This window comes from Bacillus paralicheniformis (assembly GCF_001042485.2).
In the GTDB taxonomy this organism is placed as follows: domain Bacteria; phylum Bacillota; class Bacilli; order Bacillales; family Bacillaceae; genus Bacillus; species Bacillus paralicheniformis.
This window is the reverse complement of the sequence record NZ_LBMN02000016.1, coordinates 208636-225377: the sequence shown is the minus strand read 5'-3', so window position 1 is coordinate 225377 and position 16742 is coordinate 208636. Positions and strand designations below refer to the sequence as shown.

Annotated in this window: 18 protein-coding genes and 2 other annotated features (1 of these 20 running past the window's edge); of the genes, 15 read left to right on the top strand and 3 right to left on the bottom strand. The window is 47.1% G+C overall.

Annotation, left to right across the window (positions count from 1 at the left end):
- Positions 1 to 582: LysM peptidoglycan-binding domain-containing protein (locus tag ACH97_RS13230; RefSeq protein ID WP_155519892.1), on the top strand; the 582-nt coding region annotated here is incomplete at its 5' end.
- Between the two features lie 27 nt (positions 583 to 609).
- Positions 610 to 1632 carry a spore coat protein YsxE gene (gene ysxE / locus ACH97_RS13225; protein WP_020452458.1) on the top strand — a complete coding sequence of 341 codons (1023 nt, stop codon included), beginning with the start codon at positions 610 to 612 and terminating at the stop codon, positions 1630 to 1632.
- An 18-nt stretch (positions 1633 to 1650) separates the two neighbouring features.
- Here ysxE and ACH97_RS13220 read toward each other — a convergent pair whose 3' ends face one another.
- Positions 1651 to 1842, bottom strand: coding sequence for a hypothetical protein (locus tag ACH97_RS13220; RefSeq protein ID WP_020452457.1), 192 nt, complete (start codon positions 1840 to 1842; stop codon positions 1651 to 1653).
- 166 nt (positions 1843 to 2008) lie between these two features.
- Positions 2009 to 2241 (top strand) — a binding site (T-box leader).
- 60 nt (positions 2242 to 2301) lie between these two features.
- Between ACH97_RS13220 and ACH97_RS13215 the strand changes: the two genes are divergently transcribed.
- The 11 genes from ACH97_RS13215 to minD all read left to right on the top strand — a co-directional run bounded on the left by ACH97_RS13215 (position 2302) and on the right by minD (position 14015).
- The gene (locus tag ACH97_RS13215; protein ID WP_020452456.1) at positions 2302 to 4944 is read left to right on the top strand and encodes a valine--tRNA ligase; all 2643 of its coding nucleotides are present in this window, start codon (positions 2302 to 2304) and stop codon (positions 4942 to 4944) included.
- A gap of 83 nt (positions 4945 to 5027) precedes the next feature.
- A complete protein-coding gene (locus ACH97_RS13210; protein WP_020452455.1) occupies positions 5028 to 6326 on the top strand; it encodes a bifunctional folylpolyglutamate synthase/dihydrofolate synthase in 1299 nt (432 codons plus the stop codon).
- Positions 6327 to 6478: 152 nt separating this feature from the next.
- A complete protein-coding gene (locus tag ACH97_RS13205; protein WP_020452454.1) occupies positions 6479 to 7228 on the top strand; it encodes a prepilin peptidase in 750 nt (249 codons plus the stop codon).
- A gap of 205 nt (positions 7229 to 7433) precedes the next feature.
- Entirely contained in the window at positions 7434 to 8468 is a 1035-nt protein-coding gene (locus tag ACH97_RS13200) for an SPOR domain-containing protein (RefSeq protein WP_041817272.1), read from the top strand.
- A 150-nt stretch (positions 8469 to 8618) separates the two neighbouring features.
- Positions 8619 to 9191 carry a Maf family protein gene (locus ACH97_RS13195; RefSeq protein WP_020452452.1) on the top strand — a complete coding sequence of 191 codons (573 nt, stop codon included), beginning with the start codon at positions 8619 to 8621 and terminating at the stop codon, positions 9189 to 9191.
- Between the two features lie 54 nt (positions 9192 to 9245).
- Entirely contained in the window at positions 9246 to 9920 is a 675-nt protein-coding gene (radC, locus tag ACH97_RS13190; RefSeq protein ID WP_020452451.1) for a RadC family protein, read from the top strand.
- An 87-nt stretch (positions 9921 to 10007) separates the two neighbouring features.
- Complete coding sequence (locus tag ACH97_RS13185) at positions 10008 to 11018, top strand: rod shape-determining protein (protein WP_003184042.1); 1011 nt, start codon at positions 10008 to 10010, stop codon at positions 11016 to 11018.
- A 30-nt stretch (positions 11019 to 11048) separates the two neighbouring features.
- Entirely contained in the window at positions 11049 to 11957 is a 909-nt protein-coding gene (gene mreC / locus ACH97_RS13180) for a rod shape-determining protein MreC (protein ID WP_020452450.1), read from the top strand.
- Positions 11954 to 12472: a rod shape-determining protein MreD gene (gene mreD, locus ACH97_RS13175; protein WP_020452449.1), complete on the top strand. Its 519-nt coding sequence runs from the start codon at positions 11954 to 11956 to the stop codon at positions 12470 to 12472. The genes mreC and mreD overlap by 4 nt, the downstream gene beginning before the upstream one ends.
- Positions 12473 to 12525: 53 nt before the next feature.
- On the top strand, positions 12526 to 13206 hold the full coding sequence (gene minC / locus ACH97_RS13170; protein WP_023855422.1) for a septum site-determining protein MinC: 681 nt from the start codon (positions 12526 to 12528) through the stop codon (positions 13204 to 13206).
- A 2-nt stretch (positions 13207 to 13208) separates the two neighbouring features.
- Positions 13209 to 14015: a septum site-determining protein MinD gene (gene minD / locus ACH97_RS13165; protein ID WP_020452447.1), complete on the top strand. Its 807-nt coding sequence runs from the start codon at positions 13209 to 13211 to the stop codon at positions 14013 to 14015.
- 46 nt (positions 14016 to 14061) lie between these two features.
- Here minD and ACH97_RS13160 read toward each other — a convergent pair whose 3' ends face one another.
- Complete coding sequence (locus tag ACH97_RS13160) at positions 14062 to 14385, bottom strand: ArsR/SmtB family transcription factor (RefSeq protein WP_023855421.1); 324 nt, start codon at positions 14383 to 14385, stop codon at positions 14062 to 14064.
- Positions 14385 to 14816 (bottom strand): SRPBCC family protein, encoded by a 432-nt coding sequence (locus ACH97_RS13155; protein WP_373367308.1) that lies wholly within the window; start codon positions 14814 to 14816, stop codon positions 14385 to 14387. The genes ACH97_RS13160 and ACH97_RS13155 overlap by 1 nt, the downstream gene beginning before the upstream one ends.
- Before the next feature lie 142 nt (positions 14817 to 14958).
- Between ACH97_RS13155 and ACH97_RS13150 the strand changes: the two genes are divergently transcribed.
- Positions 14959 to 15750 carry a peptidoglycan DD-metalloendopeptidase family protein gene (locus tag ACH97_RS13150; RefSeq protein ID WP_020452444.1) on the top strand — a complete coding sequence of 264 codons (792 nt, stop codon included), beginning with the start codon at positions 14959 to 14961 and terminating at the stop codon, positions 15748 to 15750.
- Complete coding sequence (locus ACH97_RS13145; protein ID WP_020452443.1) at positions 15743 to 16609, top strand: M50 family metallopeptidase; 867 nt, start codon at positions 15743 to 15745, stop codon at positions 16607 to 16609. The genes ACH97_RS13150 and ACH97_RS13145 overlap by 8 nt, the downstream gene beginning before the upstream one ends.
- Positions 16610 to 16682: 73 nt before the next feature.
- Positions 16683 to 16742: a sequence feature (ribosomal protein L21 leader region), on the top strand (it continues 15 nt past the right edge of the window).

The window sequence follows — 16742 nt, the reverse complement described above, 5'->3', positions numbered from 1 at the left end:
GAAGAATATGAGCTGAAAAGGGAGAAAGCGGAAGAGAAGCCGGAAGAATACGAGTTAAAAAGGGAAGAAGCGGAAGAAGAGCCGGAGCCGCTCCAAAGGGCTTATCAACCTCATGATGAACCGAAAGAAACCCCGTTCTACGGTGTTCCGCCTCTTTTGGAGGAAGACCAGAATGACAGGGAGCCTGAGACGTTTGAAGTTGAAGTGACACAGAAAGCAGAAGCGATTGATGAAGAAGAGGAAGCCGGACATACCATTGAAATCCCGGAATATTCGTTTCATGAGCAGACGGAGCCTGAAGAAGAAAGAGATGAGATGCCGGCAGCAGACGACCAGGAAGTGTCAGCGAAGGAGAATGACAATGCTCTCTATTTGACAAAGCTTTTTACAAAACAGGGAGAGGAGGAGTTTACTCGAATGAGGATGTGCATCGTTCAGCAAAACGATACCATTGATCTTTTGTGCGAGCGCTATGATATTAATGTCCAGCAGCTCATCCGGATGAATTCCCTTTCCCTTGACGAGGAATTAAAAGAGGGACAGATCCTTTATATACCGGATTATCAAAACAGCCATGCCTAATGCATTGATAAAAATGTGGTGAAGCCGATGGAAGGCATCCAGTCTGTTTTAAATGAGTACGGTCTTACGCCTGAATATATGGAATCGGTCAGTCCAAAGGTATGGAAAGTGTATACGGATCACGGTGTATTCGCCCTGAAAAAATTGGCGGCTTCAAGAAACGCCCGCTTCACAGAACAGATGATCTTGCTGGAGGAAAAAGGCTACAGGCAGTTTGTTCCCGTCTATCGAAACCGCACGGGCGAATTTTTAACGCAAGCCGGAGAAGATGTCTGTTATCTCATGCCTTGGCTTACCCTTGAAAGAGAGGAAGAGCGTGACCAAAAACACGAATATATGTTTAAAGAAATCGCTCTTCTTCACCAGCGAACGGAAAAAGAGCTCGGTGTGAGGCGGGAAGAAATACTCGGGCACTATGAACGGACAAAACGGAAATGGGAACAGCAAAAACAGAAATATGAAGAATTCATCTCAAGAGCGGAAAACGAATGGTATATGTCCCCGTTCCAGCTTCAGGCAGCCATGTATTTCAAAGAGACGATATCAGCTGCAGACTTTGCGCTTGCCCGCCTTGAAGAGTGGTATGAGACCATGAAAGACAAAGAGTCTTCGAGAATGGTTTTAAACCACGGGCAGCTGTCCGTCCGGCATTTTCTCTATAACGATACCGGAACGGGTTACTTTACGAACTTTGAGAAAGCGGGACACGGGCCCCCAGCGAACGATCTCATCGTATTTTTTACAAGAATGTTTAAGACGAATCCCGTGATGTGCACGGAATGTGTAAACTGGTTTTATACGTATCACAATGTCTATCCTTTGCGGGAGGAAGAAATCAGCTTATTCCTCAGCTATATGGCTTACCCCGGGCCTGTATTCGGTGTGCTGAACCGCTACGACCTTGAGAAGGGGCCCGGAGAAAAAGAAGCCTGTACAACGCTTTTGAAGGCGTACTGGCAAATGAAAAACGCCGAACCGCTTGTGATGAGCATTCACGAGACGGAAGAAAACAGAAAACTGCAGGAAGAAACAGAGTCCCCATCATCATGATGCGGACTTTTTTCGTGCTTATATCCAGTCAAGGTGAAAGGCGCACGCAAGGAATATGAGAATGCCCAAAAGGAGGACATCAAATGTGGTCGGAAAGATGATCGTGCGTATGCCCTGGAAGATCGTGATCGGGAGGACGACTTGAACAGCAACAAGCCTGACTTGCTTCAGCCACGGCTGGAATGAATGTGTGTTGAATTTTTTTCGCATCTTATGCCTCCTCTCTTATCGTTACAGCATCATATGAGGAAAAGGAGCTTGTGTGCATGGCCCAGTATCGTATAAAACAAGAGAAAAACGGAAAAGATGATTGACGAAAATGAAAAAGATTTAGTAATATAAGAAAAAGAAAAAGTACGTGCTGAAAAGTCAATGATCACCCGCTTTGAATGGGAAGAGTACAAAAACAGACGCTTGCAGAGAGGGAAGCCGGTTCGCTGAAAGGCTCCCAGTCAGTCTTTTTTGGAAGGTCGCCCAGGAGCGCAATTTCTCGAACAAAAAGTAGAGAAATTCGGGAAAGTCCCGTTATCCCATTTAAGTGCGTGAATGCGTTTTTTTCGCATTCATGAAAAAAGGTGGTACCGCGAGAGAGTTCTCTTCGTCCTTTTAACAGGATCGAGAGGGCTCTTTTTTATTGTTCAGCCGTTTAATACTGTTGGAGGTTTGAAAATGGATAATCAAGAACTGACGATGCCGACAAAATACGATCCGTCTGCAGTTGAAAAAGACAGATACGACTATTGGGTGAACGGCAAATTTTTTGAAGCGAAAAACGACCCTGAAAAAGAACCGTACACCGTTGTCATTCCCCCGCCGAATGTGACGGGTAAGCTGCACTTGGGGCATGCTTGGGATTCCACCTTGCAGGATATCGTGACAAGAATGAAACGGATGCAGGGCTATGACGTGCTCTGGCTGCCGGGTATGGATCACGCCGGTATTGCAACTCAGGCAAAAGTAGAAGCGAAGCTTCGCGAAGAAGGAAAAACGCGCTATGATCTCGGCCGCGAAAAATTCCTTGAAGAAACATGGAAATGGAAAGAGGAATATGCCGATTTTATTCGCAGCCAATGGGCGAAAATCGGCCTTGGCCTTGACTATTCAAGGGAGCGTTTCACCCTTGATGAAGGGCTTTCTAAAGCGGTTCGCGAAGTATTTGTGAAGCTATATGAAAAAGGGCTGATTTACCGCGGAGAATATATCATTAACTGGGACCCGGCCACTAAAACGGCTCTGTCTGACATCGAAGTCATCTATAAAGACGTACAAGGCGCGTTCTATCATATGCGCTATCCGTTGAAAGACGGTTCAGGCTCGATTGAAATTGCGACGACCCGTCCTGAAACGATGCTCGGCGATACAGCGGTTGCGGTACATCCGGAAGACGAGCGGTACAAACACCTAATCGGAAAAACGGTTATTCTGCCGATCACAGGAAGGGAAATTCCGATTGTCGGAGACGACTACGTCGATATGGAATTCGGCTCAGGTGCCGTCAAAATTACACCTGCCCATGATCCGAACGACTTTGAAATCGGAAACCGCCACAACCTTGAACGCATTCTCGTTATGAATGAAGACGGCACAATGAATGACAAGGCGCTTCAATATAAAGGCATGGACCGTTTTGAATGCCGCAAGCAGATCGTGAAAGATCTTCAGGAAGAGGGCGTGCTGTTCAAGATTGAAGAACATACGCATTCGGTCGGCCACAGCGAACGCAGCGGAGCAGTCGTTGAGCCGTATTTGTCAACGCAGTGGTTCGTGCAAATGCAGCCGCTTGCCGATGCCGCCATCGAATTGCAAAAAAGCGAAGGAAAAGTCAACTTCGTCCCTGACCGTTTTGAAAAAACGTATCTGCACTGGATGGAAAATATCCGCGACTGGTGCATTTCCCGCCAGCTTTGGTGGGGCCACCGTATTCCTGCGTGGTACCATAAAGAAACGGGGGAAATCTATGTGGGCGCTGAAGCTCCTGAAGATGCCGAAAACTGGGAGCAGGACAAAGACGTTCTTGACACATGGTTCAGTTCCGCTCTTTGGCCGTTTTCAACGATGGGCTGGCCGGATATCGATGAGGAAGATTTCAAGCGTTACTATCCGACGAACGTCCTTGTCACAGGATACGATATCATTTTCTTCTGGGTATCCAGAATGATCTTCCAAGGTATCGAATTTACCGGAGAACGTCCGTTTAAAGATGTTTTGATCCACGGGCTCATCCGCGACGACCAGGGCCGCAAAATGAGCAAATCGCTCGGAAACGGCGTCGATCCGATGGATGTGATCGATAAGTACGGAGCGGATTCGCTGCGCTACTTCCTTGCGACGGGAAGCTCTCCAGGACAGGATTTACGCTTCAGCTTTGAAAAAGTGGAGTCAACATGGAATTTTGCGAACAAGATTTGGAACGCATCAAGGTTCGCCCTGATGAACATGGACGGCATGACATACGAAGAGCTTGATCTGTCAGGAGAAAAATCAGTTGCCGATAAGTGGATTTTAACAAGGTTGAATGAAACGATTGAAACTGTGACACAGCTGGCTGACAAGTACGAATTCGGCGAGGTTGGCCGCCATCTCTACAATTTTATCTGGGATGATTTCTGCGACTGGTACATCGAAATGGCTAAACTTCCGCTTTACGGTGAAGATGAAGCGGCGAAAAAGACGACCCGCTCTATTTTAGCGTATGTGCTGGATCAAACGATGCGCCTGTTGCATCCGTTTATGCCTTTCCTGACGGAGGAGATCTGGCAGCATCTTCCTCACGAAGGGGAATCCATTACAGTCGCCAAGTGGCCTGCAGCTGTTAAAGAATATACGGACACCGAAGCAGCGGCGGATATGAAGCTTCTCGTTGAAGTCATCCGCGCTGTACGGAACATCCGCAGCGAAGTCAACACGCCGCTCAGCAAGCAGATTGAGCTTTATATTAAAACAAGCACGCCGGAAATCGCCGAACGACTTGAAGAAAACCGTTCGTACGTGGAACGCTTTACGAATCCGAGCCTTCTTCAAATCGGAACGGATATTCAGGCGGTCGATAAAGCGATGACCGCTGTCGTATCCGGCGCCGAGCTGATTTTGCCGCTCGAAGGTCTGATTAACATTGAGGAAGAAATCAGCCGCCTGCAAAAAGAACTCGATAAGCTGACGAAGGAAGTTGAACGGGTTCAAAAGAAATTAAGCAACGAAGGATTTATGAAAAAGGCGCCTGCACATGTCATTGAAGAAGAGCGGGCGAAAGAAGCCGATTATACGGCAAAACGTGAAGCTGTAGAAAAAAGAATCGCCGAATTGAAAAATTAATCACACGAAAAAAAGGAGGTGTTTTCCAGGTCTTTCTAAAGGTGCTGGAAAACACCTTCATCAATTGAAGGGAAGGAATTCGCTTGTTCAAAACGTTTGATGAAGCACTCAGCTGGATTAACGGAAGGCTTAAATTCGGCGTGAAGCCGGGTTTGGAACGAATGGAATGGCTTCTGAGAAAGCTCGGGCACCCCGAGAAAAAGCTTAATGCGATTCATGTCGCCGGAACAAACGGAAAAGGTTCAACGATCGCTTTTCTCCGTACGGTATTCAATGAAGCCGGTTATACAGCAGGCACCTTCACATCACCGTATATCATTACCTTTAACGAACGGATCAGCGTTGACGGCGCACCGATCTCGGACGACGAATGGACGGCGCTCTTTAATGAGGTCGGGCCTCTCGTCCTTGAGCTTGAAAAAACCGAATTCGGAGCAGCCACCGAATTTGAAATTATTACGGCATGCGCATTTTTATATTTTGCTAAATACCGGCGCACCGATTTTGTTATTTTTGAAACGGGATTAGGCGGCCGTTTGGATTCGACAAACGTCGTGAAGCCGATGTTAACGGTCATCACTTCGATCGGCCATGACCATATGGCAATATTAGGCGGCACGCTGAAAGAGATTGCCGCAGAAAAGGCGGGAATCATCAAACACGGCGTTCCTGTTATCACAGCCGTTCATCAGCGTGAAGCAGCTGAAGTGATAAAGCGAAAGGCGATGGAGACAGAATCTGCTTTTATATCCCTTCATGAGGATTGCGAGCTGTCCGGAGAGCGTTCACTGCCCGATGGAGAGCAGTTTTCACTGAAAACACCGTTACATCGTTATGAAAGAATTGAAACAAGCCTGATCGGCACCCATCAGCGGCAAAACGCGTCTCTGGCCATACTTGCGGCCGAATGGCTGACAGCCGAAAAACATGCGGCCATCAGCGAAGAAGAGCTGAAACGCGGCATTCATAAGGCGGGATGGCCCGGCCGGTTTGAGAAGGTATTGAACAGGCCTCTCGTTTATATCGACGGCGCTCATAACAAAGAAGGGGTAGAGCGGCTGGCCGAGACGATCACGTCCCACTTCGACGGGCGGAATATTCACGTATGCTTTAGTGCTCTCAAAGATAAGCCGTACAGAGACATGATCCGCAAAATCGAATCGTTTGCGTCATCGATTCACTTCACATCTTTTGATTTTCCGAGAGCGGAATCCGCTCAAAAGCTGTTTGAGCAAAGTACCGCTGATCATAAAACATGTGATGAAGACATCGGCTCTGTTTTCCGCTATATCGAAGAACAAGCTGAAGATGAAAAAGCGGTGGTCATTGTTACCGGGTCGCTTTACTTTATTTCCGCCGTCAGGGCAGTTTTAACTGAATAAAAAACATAAAAATGCGCTTTTGGCCATCGGCTGACTGCGCATTTTTATGTTTTATGAAAAGCGGAGGCGCTTCATATTTGCTAAAATAACAGCCTCAGGAAGCCGTTTTTTCCCATGAAGCGGTTAAATTTGATTGTGCGAGGCTGATAGTGATGTTCATCTTTTACCTTTTTACGGCGGGGTTAGTGCTCGGTTCCTTTTTTAGTTCAGCCGGGCGCCGCATCCCTGAAAAGATATCATTGATTGCTCCGCGTTCCCTCTGCCGGGCTTGCAAAAGAAAGCTGGGCCTCGCGGAGCTGATACCTGTTTTGTCCTATTTGATGCAGCGGGGGAGGTGCAAGGGGTGTCAAACCCCGATATCGATCGTGTATCCGGCAGTTGAGCTCTCCGCCGCCATCCTGTTTGCGTTTGCTGGTATGCAGGTTGGGCATCAGGGGGAGCTGGTGATTGTGCTTGCTCTTATTTCCCTGCTTTTGATCGTCTTTGTATCTGATGTGACACATATGGTCATTCCGGATGCTGTGCTTTGTTTTTTCCTGATTGTCTTTGCTGTCGGACGGTTTCTTGTTCCCCTCGAGCCGTGGCATTCCGGTTTAAGCGGTGCGTTTGCCGGCGGCATGCTTCCGCTCTTGACGCTGCTTTTGACGAAAGGAGGGATCGGCTGGGGGGACGTAAAGCTGTTTGCGGTGCTCGGCATGGCGCTCGGCAGCCGCCTCCTCATTCTCGCTTTTTTCCTTTCGGCAGCCGCAGGAACGGTGCTTGGTCTGATTGCATTGCTGGCAGGAAAGCTAAAGAAAAATGAACCTATGCCGTTTGCTCCCGCGATTCTGATCGGGACGCTGATAAGCTGTTTCTATGGCAATCCAATGATCGAGTGGTACCTTCAAATGGCACGGTGGTGAAAAATTTGACGAAACCTTTTTGGGCAAGACGACAAAAGTCTTGTTCTTTTTTTTTGAGGCTGTGATAAAGTGTGGACAATAAGAGGGACAGCCTTAAGGAGAACTCCTCCTTCCTTCTGGCTTCCCTCTGCCGATCGTATAGAGAGCGGCCAATCTGCCGCCTAATCTCAATATAAAACAATAAACGGAAAGCGAGGGAAGCCACATGAAAAAACGGAAGAGCAAGAAAAACTCAGCTAAAAAAGTGCCCCAGGAAGACCCGCTTAAAGTGATGATCAATGGCAGAGAAGAGACCATCTACGGAAATGAAAAAGAGTTTTCCAACAGAAATGAAGAAAAGAAGTTCACCTTTTCAAACTGGGAAGAAAAGAGAAAGGCGGAACGGGAAATATCGGCTTCAAAAGAGGACGGCGCACCTGAAACAGATGAATTTACATGGACGCCTCCAGACGAAGAAGAAACCGTGTACAAAGACGATCCCAAAGTGGTGGCGCCTTATCAAAAGAAAAACGAGGCTAAAAACAACCGAAAAGCGAAAATGTCCCTTACGTTTCCTTTGAAGCGCTTTGCTGCAACCATTATCTTTGCTGTGTTGCTCGGCACGGGACTCGGGCTGTTCGCGCTGAATCTCGCAACCCATAAAGAAGGAGTGCCGGCATCCGGCAGCTTGGGTGCGGATGCGGAAAACGGACAGGCGGTAAAAGCCGGTGACTCAGGTGCCGAAGAGAAAAAGAGCGGACAAAAAAATAGCGGACAAGCGGGAGAATCTTTTAAAAGCTTTGCCGTTCAGGCCGGCAAGTTTTCATCTAAAGAAGGAGCGGAGACGCTGGCCTCTCAAATCGCAGACAAGGGGTATGCCGCCGTTTCGATTGCCAAAGACGACGGATTTTATGTGATCGCCGGAATAACAGGGGAAAAACAGATGACATCTGAAATTGGCAAAATATTAATCGAAAACGATTTTGAAGCGTGGGGCGGAAAAGAGCTTCCGGTTGCACTCGAGCCCGGTTTGCTAGAGCCTTTTAAAGAAGCGGCCGAGCTGTCGGCAAAAGCGATTCTCGGCGCGGAGGTTACATCTCAAAACATAGCTGATGTCAAAGCTGAACTTGACGGCGCCAAATCAAAAGGAGAATCTGAAGAGGTAAAGAAGAGCATACTGGAAGCCGTCAACCTGCTTGAGAAACCGACCGCAGCCAACGGCTGGAAAAGCCAGCAGCTATTGCTGAGCCAAATAAAATAAAAAAACCAGCAGAGGCGCTGGTTTTTTTATTTTCACGATTTTTGTCATTAAAAAGTTACTTTTCTGAAATTGTGGCGGCGGCGTTCTTTTGGTAGGATAAAACAGGTATCTTTTTTTCCTATGCAAAAACCTTTGAAAGGATGTCTTCTTATGACCCGACAGCTCATATTGGCTTCACAATCACCCCGCAGAAAGGAACTCCTCGATCTTCTTCAGATTCCATACAGCATCGTTACGAGCAACGCGGAAGAAAAATTAATTCGAAACTTTTCACCAGCAGAAAACGTCAAATGGTTGGCGGAACAAAAAGTGCGTGCAGTAGCCGAACAATATCCTGATGCCGTCGTGCTTGGCGCCGACACCATTGTTCTTTATGACGGGGCTTATTTGGGCAAGCCCAAAGATGCCGAAGATGCAAAAAGGATGCTGAGCATGCTTTCGGGACAGACCCATTCAGTGCTTACCGGCGTCTGCATTAAGGACGGCGAGAGATGCGAAACATTTTTTGAAGAAACCGAAGTCTTTTTTTGGCCTCTTGAAGAAAAGGAAATCAGCGCTTACATCGCTACAGGAGAGCCGTTTGATAAAGCCGGTTCATACGGAATACAAGGAAAAGGCGCGCTTTTTGTCAAACAGATAAAGGGAGACTATTATACAGTTGTGGGTCTTCCGATTTCCAAAACGATGAGAATGCTGAAAACGTTCGATCTTCACTCCTTTTGATAAACCGAACGAGAAGGGAATCAAAAGGGAGGGTTTATCATAAGCGATCTGCCGTTGAAATTAAAGGATTTTCCTGATGAAGAAAGGCCGCGGGAGCGCCTTCTCAACACAGGCGCCGAAAGTTTGTCAAACCATGAACTGCTCGCGATACTGCTCAGAACCGGGACGAAAAAAGAATCGGTTCTTCAGCTTTCAAGCCGGCTGCTTCAAACGTTTGACGGCCTCCGTTTGTTAAAAGAAGCATCCGCTGAGGAGCTTTCAAGCATTTCCGGGATCGGCCGCGCCAAAGCCGTGCAGATTTTGGCGGCGCTCGAACTTGGCCGGCGCATTCACAGCCTTGCCTGCAAAGACCGTTATGTGATCCGTTTTCCCGAAGATGCGGCCAATTTTTTAATGGGGGATATGCGCTTTCTGTCTCAGGAGCACTTCGTATGCCTGTATCTGAACACGAAAAACCAGGTGATCCACAAGCGAACAATTTTTATAGGAAGCTTGAACTCTTCAATCGTCCATCCGAGGGAAGTGTTTAAGGAAGCTTTAAAGCGCTCCGCAGCCTCATTCATCTGCGTCCACAATCATCCGTCCGGAGATCCGGCTCCAAGCCGCGAAGACATAGAAGTTACACAGCGCCTTCACGAGTCCGGACAGCTGCTTGGAATCGAATTGCTCGATCATATCATCATCGGTGATCAAAAATTTGTGAGCTTAAAAGAAAAAGGATATTTGTAACACTTTTTTTTTCATTAAATTAAGCTATAATAGAATTTATGGGTTTTTGCTTAGGAATATTGTTTTAAGAAAGGAAGATACATACAAATGTTTGGAATTGGTGCGAGAGACCTTGGAATAGATTTAGGAACGGCGAATACGCTTGTTTTTGTGAAAGGTAAAGGTATTGTCGTCAGGGAGCCTTCCGTCGTTGCGCTGCAAACAGATACAAAGCAGATCGTTGCAGTCGGAAACGATGCGAAAAACATGATCGGACGTACGCCCGGCAATGTCGTCGCCCTCCGCCCGATGAAAGATGGCGTAATCGCTGATTATGAAACAACAGCGACAATGATGAAACATTATATTAGCAAAGCTGTTAAAAACAAAGGCTTATTTGCGAGAAAACCTTATGTCATGGTTTGTGTCCCGTCGGGAATTACGGCGGTTGAGCAGCGTGCGGTAATCGACGCTACGCGCCAGGCCGGGGCGAGAGATGCATATCCGATTGAAGAACCGTTTGCAGCGGCGATCGGAGCCAATCTTCCTGTTTGGGAACCGACTGGAAGCATGGTGGTCGACATCGGCGGCGGAACGACCGAAGTCGCGATTATTTCCCTCGGCGGCATCGTCACATCCCAGTCTATTCGCGTTGCCGGTGATGAAATGGATGAAGCAATCATTACTTATATTAGAAAAACATATAACTTGATGATCGGTGACCGTACTGCGGAAGCGATCAAACTTGAAATCGGTTCTGCCGAAGCTTCTGAAAACGGAGAAAGCATGGAAATCCGCGGCCGCGATCTTTTAACAGGTCTGCCGAAAACGATTGAAATCACCGAAAAAGAAATTACAGCGGCGCTTCGCGACACTGTGACTGCAATTGTCGATGCCGTGAAAAATACGCTTGAAAAAACTCCGCCTGAACTCGCGGCTGATATTATGGACCGCGGAATCGTCCTGACAGGAGGCGGTGCGCTGCTGCGTCACTTGGACAAAGTCATCAGCGAAGAAACGAAAATGCCGGTTTTAATTGCGGAAGACCCTCTTGACTGTGTAGCGATCGGAACAGGTAAAGCTCTCGAGCAAATTCATCTATTTAAAGGCAAAAATTAAGGACACAGGGAATAGAAGAGGTGTATAATCATGCCGCAGTTTTTTACGAATAAACGGTTGATGCTTTTACTCCTTTGTATCATCATTTTAGTGGCAATGATTGGATTTTCGTTAAAGAATGACCGGAATGCAACTTGGCCCGAAAAATTTATTGGCGATACAACTGGTGTATTCCAGACGATTTTTCATACGCCCGCTCAATTTTTTGCGGGCTTCTTTGAAAATATCGAAGACTTAAAAAATACGTACAGCGAAAATGAGCGCCTGCGGAAAAAGCTCGACGGCCAGACGCAATACGAGGCAAAGCTGCAAGAGCTTGAAAATGAAAATAAGTCTTTAAGAAAAGAGCTCGGCCATTTGAAATCAATTAAAGACTACACGCCGATTCTGGCGACTGTTATCGCCAGAAATCCGGATAAGTATGAGTGGTGGAACCTGATCACGATTAACAAAGGTTCTAAGCACGGCGTCGAAAAGGATATGGCGGTCACAGATGAAAACGGCAACTTGATCGGGAAAATCAAAAGCACTAAAGTGAACAATTTCACTTCCACCGTCCAGCTTTTAAGCGCAACAGACAGAAACAACAGAATTTCTACGGTTATCGCTGCAAATAAAGGCAAGAAAACGGTCAACGGAATCATCAACGGCTATGACTCCGAGAAAAAGGCGCTGTCAATGGAAATCATTGAGCCTGATGAAGACAGGGAAGTGAAAAAAGGAGACCTCGTCGAAACTTCCGGTGCGGGCGGCGTTTTTCCGAAAGGCCTGACAATCGGAAAAGTGACAGAGGTTGAACCCGATTCCTACGGCTTGACAAAAATCGCTTATGTAGAGCCGGCGGCCGATATGTATAACCTTGATAACGTGATCGTCGTCGACAGAACGCTTGATACGGTGGATGTCAACAAGATGGACGATGAGGAGGAAGGTTCGTGAAACGCTTCCTTCTTCCCGTCGTGATGATGTTTGTTTTAGTATCTGACAGCGTCTACGCGGATTTTGTCAACCTGCCTTTTGTGACGGAAGAACAGCAGCTCATCCCGCGTTTTCTGCTGCTTGTCTTAGTTTTTATGACGGCTTATGTCAATCAGCCTTTTGCCATTACATATGGATTTATTTTCGGACTGTTATATGATATTAATTACACCGACCTTTTAGGTGTATATATGTTCGGTTTTGCCGGTATTTGCTATTTATCGTCAAAAGCATTCAAAGTATTGCAGACAAACGCGCTGGTGGTCATTTTTATTTCGCTGCTCGCCGTCTGTGTTCTTGAATTTTACCAATATGGCGTGCAGATGCTGATACGTCCGGAAATCATGCCGTTCCATCAATTTGTGCTCGGCAGGCTCCTGCCTACGCTTGGGCTGAACGCCGTTGGCGGCCTTTTGCTCATTTACCCGTTCAAATGGTTTTTTACCAGTCTTAAGAAAGAGCTGAGGAATGAGTAAAAGAGGATTTTATGAGCCGATGTCGAAAAGAGTATGATGTTGAGGTGAACACCGTGAAGACCCAAAAGCAGCAATACGTAACAATTAAAGGAACGAAAAATGGATTGACGCTTCATCTTGATGACACATGCTCTTTTGAAGAATTATTGTACGGTCTTCAGGATATGCTGTCACTCGAACATTATATGGATGGAAAAGGCCAGAAAATCAGTGTGCTCGTTAAGCTCGGCCACCGTTATGTGACCGAGGAGCAAGAACAGATCTTGACCGATGTGATCACTGAGAAACAAAATCTGTTCATCCACTCCATTGAAAGTGAAGTCATGACCAAAGATGAAGCAAACCGTTTAAAAGCGGAAAGCGAAATTATTTCTGTCGCTAAAATTGTCCGTTCAGGGCAAGTCCTCGAAACGGAGGGTGATTTGCTTCTGATTGGGGATGTGAATCCGGGAGGAATGGTGAAGGCCGGAGGGAATATTTTCATCCTCGGCTCATTAAGAGGGATTGCCCACGCCGGTTTTAATGGAAATAAACGAGCTGTTATTGCGGCTTCGGATATGAGACCGACTCAATTGCGTATCAATCATGTGCTCAATCGCTCCCCAGACCACATCCAAGAAGGGAACGACATGGAATGTGCTTATTTAGATGAAAATGAGAATATGGTCATTGACCGCCTTCAGCAATTAGCTCATTTAAGACCTAGTTTAACAAGGCTTGAGGGAGGAATGTAAAATTGGGTGAAGCTATCGTAATAACCTCGGGGAAAGGCGGAGTAGGCAAAACGACGACATCCGCAAATCTTGGCACCGCCTTGGCCATTTTGGGAAAACGGGTATGTCTCGTTGACACGGATATCGGCCTGCGCAATCTTGATGTCGTCATGGGCCTTGAAAATAGAATCATATATGATTTGGTAGATGTCGTTGAGGAGCGATGCAAAATCCATCAGGCGCTTGTGAAAGATAAACGCTTCGATGATTTGCTTTATTTGCTCCCGGCCGCCCAGACAAGCGATAAGTCGGCTGTTCTTCCCGAGCAGATGGTCAAGCTTGTCCAGCAGCTCAAACAAGACTTCGACTACATTGTCATCGACTGCCCTGCAGGGATTGAGCAAGGTTATAAAAATGCGGTCTCGGGCGCTGACAAAGCGATTGTCGTGACGACACCGGAAATCTCCGCTGTTCGTGACGCCGACCGGATCATCGGCCTGCTTGAAAAAGAAGAAAATATTGAGCCGCCGAGACTTGTCGTCAACCGGATCCGCAACCACTTAATGAAAAACGGCGATACGCTGGATGTTGATGAAGTCATTCAGCACTTGTCGATCGAACTGATCGGTATTGTTGCGGATGATGACGAAGTGATTAAAGCTTCCAATAACGGGGAGCCTGTCGTCATGGATCCGAACAATAAAGCTTCAATCGCATACCGGAACATCGCCCGCCGCGTGCTGGGTGAATCTGTGCCTTTACAGTCGTTTGAAGAAGAAAATAAAGGCGTTTTCGCAAAGATTAAATCATTTTTCGGCGTACGCGCTTAACTTGCAAAAAAGCAATCTCCAAAACGAGATTGCTTTTTTTGCAGTTTCATTGATCGTTTTCGACTTTGTGCTTTAACAAGGAAAGCTTATTGTCCCAATACATGTCGAAGTAGGCGAGCCACTGCTGCAGCTCCGCGAGAGGTTCGGGATGAAGCCTGTACAGTTTTTCTCTGCCCGCTTTTCTTCCGCTGACAAGTCCGGCTTCTGACAAAATTCTCAGATGCTTTGAAACAGCCGTTCGGCTCATCGGGAAATGAGTGCTGATATCTGTTACAGGCAATTCCCTGCCGGCGAGGAGCTTCAGCATCTTTCGCCGTGAGGGATCGGAAACGGCTTGGAACACATCATGTTTTACGGCCGATGATGTCACTAGCCTTCAACTGCCTGACGCAGCTTTTGATTGACGATCGCTTCCCAGCCGCCATTCATCCGATTGCGGACATCCGCTTGTTTTTCTCCCGCTTTTGCAACCGTTTCTTCCGGCGCGCCCCATCCTGAATGAATCAGGGTAAATTCGGTTTTTTCTGCAGACAGCTCTTTCAATTCAAATGTGACGATCCATCCCGACGTATCCCAGCTGAAAGCGAGTCGATGCGGCGCTTCAAGCTCGATCACTTTGCAAGGGGAGGGGCCGAACGGAGACTGCAAGGTGAATTCACAGCCGATCTCCGGACGGAAATCATTTGGCATAAACCAGGCGGCGATACCTTCACTGGTGGCGACGGCCTCCCACACTTTTTCTATCGATGCGTGAAAAACAGCCTGTTTATGTATATCAGGCACTAGTTGATTGCTCATAATAGACCTCCTAGAAAAAAGTAAAACCAAAAGGTTTCCTATCTATTATATGAAACCTTTTGGTTTTATGTCAATATACCGTCATAAACGCCTGGGACAAGACATATCATTGAACAAACGAACCTGAATGTAAAGGATGAGGGTTATGAGTCATAGAGCAGATGAGATTCGAAAAAGAATGGCCAGGAAAAGAAAGCGGAAAGCGCCGGATAAACAGCCCTTTTCGTCAGGCGGCAAAAAGCTGCCGGTCAAGCCGCCTGCATGGACAGCCTTTTCGGAAGATGAAAAGGCCGGAGACTTCCCTCCGCCTGAGGGAAGCTCCCTGCTGATAAATGGGAAGCACCCTCTTGTCAAAGCGGATGCGTTCATCATGAAATGTCTTCTGTCGGCATGTCTTGTCCTTGTGTCCGCTATTGCCTACAAAGGCCAGTTTGAACCCGCAAACCAAATCAAACCGGTCATCAGCCAGGTGTTTACTGAAGAGTTCCAATTTGCGGCTCTCCAGAATTGGTATGAATCCAAGTTTGGCGATCCCCTCGCATTCTTTCAACCGAAAGGTGACAAACCATCCGGTCAGGTCGAGGTGAATCAAGATCTCGCTGTTCCTGCCATGGGAAAGGTTCAGGAGAAATTCTCAGGCCAGGGCATTAAGGTAGAAACAGAAGACGAAACGATCCGCAGCATGAAGGAAGGCTATGTCATTGAAGTGGACAAAAATCCGGAAACGGGCCTGACGGTGGTTTTGCAGCATGCGGACAACAGCTATACCTACTACGGCCAGCTGAAAAAAGCGGATGTCGCTTTATACGATTTTATAGATAAAGGAACGAAGCTCGGAACGATTAAGCAGGATAAAAATCAAAAAGGCGTCTATTACTTCGCGATCAAACAAGGAGAGGAATTTGTTGATCCGATACAGGTGATTACATTTGAATAAATGGACGGAGCTCTTCACCAAGCTTCACATTCACCCGCTGCTGTGGCTTGTCATGGCGATCGGTATCATGACAGGACATATTAAAGCGCTGTTTTGTTTAATGATCGTTATTTTGATCCACGAGCTTGGCCACGCTGCTGCTGCCGTTTATTTTTCATGGAGAATTAAAGGCATTTTCCTGCTGCCTTTTGGGGGAACGCTTGAAGTCGATGAACATGGCAACAGACCGTTAAAGGAAGAGCTGGCCGTCATCGCCGCGGGGCCTGTTCAGCATATCTGGCTTCAATTTGCTGCATGGCTTTTGGCGGTCAATTCGCTCGTCAGCCCTCATATATTTGAAACGTTTACCTTTTACAATCTGACCATCCTCTTGATTAATCTGTTTCCGGTTTGGCCGCTTGACGGCGGGAAGCTGCTGTTTTTGCTGTTTTCAAAACACCTTCCGTATCAGAAAGCACAGCGGGTGATGCTGGCTGTGTCGTGCTTTTGCTGTACTGTTTTAATCGCGGCAATTCTGTTGGTTTCCCCGTCACAGCTGAGCGCTTGGGTGCTCCTCGTATTTTTGGCTGCATCTCTTTACCAGGAATATCGCAATCGCCATTACGTCCATATCCGTTTTTTGCTTGAGCGCTATTACGGAAAGGAGAGGGAAGTGCGACGCCTCGCCCCGATCACGGTGTGCGCTGAACAGCAGATTTATGAGGTCATGCTCCTGTTTAAACGAGGCTGCAAACACCCGATCATTATTGAGAAGGACGGACAAAAACTGAGCCAGCTTGATGAAAACGAAGTTCTCCACGCTTATTTTACAGACAAGCGCACGACTTCCTCAATGGAAGATCTGCTTTTGGTTTATTGACCGTCCATCCTTCTAAAAGACATTGACACTCGGGCTCTTTTCTGGTATATTTTTTAATGTTATGGATGTAGCACCCGTGCTACAACCGCTCAGCACAGGTGTTAAGTGCTTTCTTAGCCCCCTGTGATTGGCG